General features: G+C 34.2%; 3 protein-coding genes and 1 pseudogene. 3 read left to right on the forward strand and 1 reads right to left on the reverse strand.

Annotation, left to right across the window (positions count from 1 at the left end):
• Window positions 1–68: 68 nt before the first annotated feature.
• Entirely contained in the window at window positions 69–2,270 is a 2,202-nt protein-coding gene (locus tag GK51_RS01255) for a RecQ family ATP-dependent DNA helicase (protein WP_048331196.1), read from the reverse strand.
• 255 nt (window positions 2,271–2,525) lie between these two features.
• On the opposite strand from GK51_RS01255, the gene GK51_RS01260 reads away from it, so the two are divergent.
• From GK51_RS01260 to lptB, 3 genes and pseudogenes are all read left to right on the forward strand, one after another.
• Window positions 2,526–3,443, forward strand: coding sequence for a KpsF/GutQ family sugar-phosphate isomerase (locus GK51_RS01260; RefSeq protein ID WP_048331198.1), 918 nt, complete (start codon window positions 2,526–2,528; stop codon window positions 3,441–3,443).
• Window positions 3,443–4,276 carry a twin-arginine translocase subunit TatC gene (tatC, locus tag GK51_RS01265; protein ID WP_048331200.1) on the forward strand — a complete coding sequence of 278 codons (834 nt, stop codon included), beginning with the start codon at window positions 3,443–3,445 and terminating at the stop codon, window positions 4,274–4,276. The genes GK51_RS01260 and tatC overlap by 1 nt, the downstream gene beginning before the upstream one ends.
• A gap of 185 nt (window positions 4,277–4,461) precedes the next feature.
• A pseudogene (gene lptB / locus GK51_RS01270) lies at window positions 4,462–5,203 on the forward strand (LPS export ABC transporter ATP-binding protein).
• The last annotated feature ends 27 nt before the right edge of the window (window positions 5,204–5,230 follow it).

Raw genomic sequence — 5,230 nt, forward strand, 5'->3', positions numbered from 1 at the left:
TGAAACTTTGAAACTTTGAAACTTTGAAACTTTGAAACTTTGAAACTTTGAAACTTAAATCTAAAAATCTAATTCGCCACCTCACTAATAAACTTAATACGATACAAACGTAATTCTTCATCGTCATAATCGCCATCAAACTCATCAATAGCTACATCAATTTTATCCGTTTTAGAATCCATAAAATAATCATGAATTTCTTCTTGCTGATCATCGTCTAATATGTCTTGAATCCAATAATTAATATTCAATTTCGTACCTGAATAAACGATAGCTTCCATTTCCTTAATAAAATCGCTCATGGACATGCCTTTTGCAGACGCAATATCATCAAGCGGTAATTTTCTATCAATATTTTGAATTATGTAAAGCTTTAGAGCCGAATTCATTCCGGTTGATTTAACAATCATATCGTCTGGACGAACAATATCATTTTCGTTTACATATCTTGTAATTAAATCCACAAAATCTTTACCGTACTTTTTCGCTTTCCCTTCTCCTACGCCATGAACATGGCCCATTTCGTCAATAGAAATCGGATATTTCAAAGCCATATCTTCTAATGAAGGGTCTTGGAAAATAACAAAAGGAGGTATACCCAATCGTTTGGCATTCCGTTTACGCAGATCTTTTAGCATATTCATTAAGGTAGCATCAGCCACTGCTCCTCCACCTTTGGATGCGGAAATAATAGCTTCATCTACTTCAGAATTGAATAAATGATCTTCCGTCATCATAAACGATTTGGGGTTTTTCATATAATCTAAACCAGTCTCTGTTAACTTAATAACACCATAGGTTTCAATATCTTTTTTTAGAAAACCAGCAACTAAAACCTGACGCGTTAAAGCCATCCAATATTTATCGTTTGCCGCACGACCCTTGCCAAAGAAAGGTTGATCGTTGGTTTTATGCGAATTAATTAAGGCATTTTCTTTACCTATTATAACACTAACTAAATCTTTAGATTTATATTTTTCATTGGTTTTTGAAACAATATCAAGTAAAAGCTCAACATTCTTCTGGGCTTCATGTTGTTTTTTAGGATGACGCATATTATCATCCATTTCGGCACCATCGCCAGTTTCTGAATCGAATTCTTCACCAAAATAATGCAAGATAAACTTTCGTCTAGATATAGAAGTTTCCGCATAAGCAACTACTTCTTGAAGTAAAGCATGGCCTATTTCCTGTTCAGCAACAGGCTTCCCTGACATAAATTTCTCTAATTTCTCAATATCTTTGTAAGCATAAAAAGCCAAACAATAGCCTTCACCACCATCGCGACCAGCACGACCAGTTTCTTGGTAATAACTTTCTATACTTTTAGGAATATCATGGTGAATTACAAACCGAACATCTGGTTTATCTATACCCATCCCGAATGCAATGGTTGCCACTACAACATCTGCCTCTTCCATTAAAAACATATCTTGATGATTGGCACGTGTTTTGGCATCCAAACCTGCATGATATGGCACGGCTTTTACGCCATTGACCTGAAGCGTTTGCGAGAGTTCTTCAACCCGTTTGCGACTTAAGCAATATACTATTCCTGACTTGCCTTCATATTTTTTGACAAATCGGATAATATCAGCATCCACATTTTTTGTTTTTGGACGAACTTCGTAATATAAATTCGGTCTATTGAACGACGCCTGAAAAGTCATAGCATCATGAATACCTAAATTTTTAAGAATATCCTCTTGAACTTTAGGTGTTGCCGTAGCAGTTAACCCAATAATGGGAATATTATCACCTATACGTTCTATTATGTTTTTTAAATTTCGATATTCTGGGCGGAAATCGTGTCCCCATTCACTAATACAATGGGCTTCATCTACAGCCATAAAGGAGATTTTTACAGAGCGTAAAAACTCCACATTTTCTTCTTTGGTAAGAGACTCTGGTGCCACATATAGGAGTTTAGTAATCCCATCTGTTATATCTTGTTTGACTTGTTTTATTTCGGTTTTATTTAAGGACGAATTTAAAACATGTGCCACACCATAATCGTCAGATATACCACGAATGGCGTCTACTTGGTTTTTCATCAAGGCAATTAATGGCGAAACCACAATAGCCGTCCCGTCTTGCATTAAAGCTGGCAACTGATAACAAAGTGATTTTCCACCTCCTGTTGGCATGATAACGAATGTATCTTTACCCGATAAAATACTTTTTACTACTGGTTCTTGCAAGCCTTTAAATGCACTAAAACCAAAATAGGTTTTTAATGCGCTGTGCAAGTCTTTTACATTTACAGACATGTATCGTTTTTAAAATTTTATTTCCCTCATTTTAAATGCACAGTATTGAATTTGGCTATTAATTAATTACGGGTGCATTTACAGAACTCTCATAAATATTTTTGTTAGCTTTGCAACATTCAAAAACCAACAAATTAATTATTTAGTTTGAATAACTTTAAAGATAATAAAATCTTTAAAAGCATCAACCCAAAAAAATAATAAATTTTGAAAACTCAAAATACCATCTTACAGACGGCTAAACAGACTATTGACATGGAAAGTCAGGCCATTGCTAATATTTCTTCTTTATTAGATACTGATTTTTCGGATGCTGTTACTTGCATATTAAATTCCAAAGGTCGTGTAATTATTACTGGCATTGGAAAAAGTGCCATTATTGCAACTAAAATAGTGGCTACATTAAATTCTACAGGAACGCCTGCGGTTTTTATGCATGCTGCTGACGCCATTCATGGTGATTTAGGATTAATTTTAGAAGACGACGTCGTTATTTGTATTTCCAAAAGTGGTAATACGCCAGAAATTAAAGTATTAGTTCCATTTATAAAACGTGCTAAAAATAAAATGATAGCTATTACAGGTAATCGCGATTCATTTTTGGCTAAAAACTCCGATTTTTTACTAAACACCTTTGTTGAAAAAGAGGCTTGTCCAAATAATTTAGCACCTACCACTAGTACCACGGCTCAATTAGTAATGGGTGATGCTTTGGCTGTCTGCTTATTAGAATTACGCGGATTTACCAGTAATGATTTTGCTAAATACCATCCAGGTGGTGCTTTAGGTAAAAAATTATATTTACGCGTGAGTGACATGAGTGAGGTAAACCAAAAACCTCAAGTAAGCCCAAACACCAATATTAAAGAGGTGATTATTGAAATTTCCGAAAAAATGTTAGGTGTTACGGCTGTTGTTGAAAATGAGAAAATAGTGGGTATTATTACGGATGGCGATTTACGACGTATGCTTACAAAATCAAACGAATTCAATCATTTAACGGCTCAAGATATAATGGGTGCCAATCCAAAACGTATTGACGCCAATGCTATGGCTGTAGATGCTAAAGAATTAATGGAATCTAACGGTATTACTCAATTATTAGTTGAAAATAAAGGGAAGTATGCTGGCATTGTACATATTCATGATTTAATTAAAGAAGGCATTATCTAATGGCAAAAAAGAGTATTAATGACATGTCTTTTCTGGATCATCTAGAAGATTTAAGATGGCATTTAATTCGGTCTACCTTCGCGATTCTCATAGGTGGAACAATTGCTTTTCTATTCTCAAATTTCATTTTTGAAGTTATTATTTTTGGCCCTAAACGCATGACCTTCCCTACCTATCAATGGTTGTGTCAAGCATCACAATTTATAGGAATTGAAACCACATTTTGTTTAGATGAATTTCCATTCCGGATTCAAAACAGAACCATGGCTGGACAGTTTTCAGCTCATATTTGGACCTCTATTTATGCAGGATTAATTATTGCCTTTCCTTATGTGGTCTATCAATTTTGGAAATTTATTAGTCCAGGTTTAAATCCTGGTGAACGCAAGCATTCGAGAGGCTTTATCATTATTACCTCATTACTGTTCTTTATTGGTGTATTATTCGGTTACTACATTGTAACACCACTTTCAATCAACTTTTTAGGAACCTATAATGTGAGTAGTGAAATTTCAAATGAAATTGATTTAAGTTCTTATATAGCCTTAGTTAGATCCTCATCATTGGCATCTGGATTGGTGTTTGAGTTGCCAATTGTCATTTACTTTCTAACTAAAATCGGACTCGTTACACCTCAAATTCTTAAAAAATACCGCAAGTTTGCATTGGTTATTGTATTAATAATTTCAGCCATTATCACGCCTCCAGATATTGCGAGCCAAGTAATAGTTGCCATTCCTATTTTGTTATTATACCAAGTAAGTATTTATATTTCTAAAATAGTAGTTAGAAATCAGGAGCGACAAGCTAAAAAGGATTTAAAGAAGAAATAAATTAATTGACGAATAAATCCTTATTAGAAATTAAATCCTAATTCTTAATTCTCTGACTGCTGGCAGGCAGGTTGGTACTTAATTCTTTATTTCTAATTTAAAATCCCGTTAAACTTTATCTAAATTCAACCCAAATTCTAAAATTGTCTCTCTGATTTTACTATTTTAGCCCAGAGTTTAAGCCTATGAAACTAAAAGCAGAACATTTAATGAAATCCTATAGCGGCAGAAAAGTCGTTAAGGATGTATCTTTAGAAGTTAATCAGGGAGAAATTGTTGGATTATTAGGACCTAATGGTGCTGGTAAAACAACCTCGTTTTACATGATTGTAGGTTTGATAAAACCTAATGGTGGTAGCATTCATTTAGAAAACACAAATATCACTAAATTCCCTATGTATAAAAGGGCTCAAAATGGTATTGGTTATCTAGCCCAAGAAGCATCTGTTTTTAGAAAATTAAGTATTGAAGATAATATTTTAAGCGTGTTACAACTTACCAAATTGAGTAAGAAAGAGCAAGTGCATAAAATGGAATCATTGATTGATGAGTTTAGTTTAGGGCATATTCGCAAGAGTCGTGGCGATTTATTATCAGGTGGTGAACGTCGTCGTACCGAAATTGCGCGAGCTTTAGCAACCGATCCAAATTTCATTTTATTAGATGAACCCTTTGCAGGTGTAGATCCTGTTGCTGTTGAAGATATTCAGCGTATTGTAGCGCAACTAACCAAAAAAAAATATTGGTATTCTTATTACCGATCACAACGTACAAGAAACATTAGCTATTACAGATAGAACCTATTTAATGTTTGAAGGTAGTATTCTAAAAGCTGGAGAGCCGGAAGAATTAGCTAATGATGAAATGGTACGTAAAGTGTATCTAGGTCAGAATTTCGAACTTCGCAGAAAGAAAATTAGGGAGTAGTGTATAGTGTTCAGTGTTCAGTGTTCA

This window comes from Bizionia psychrotolerans (assembly GCF_001039595.1).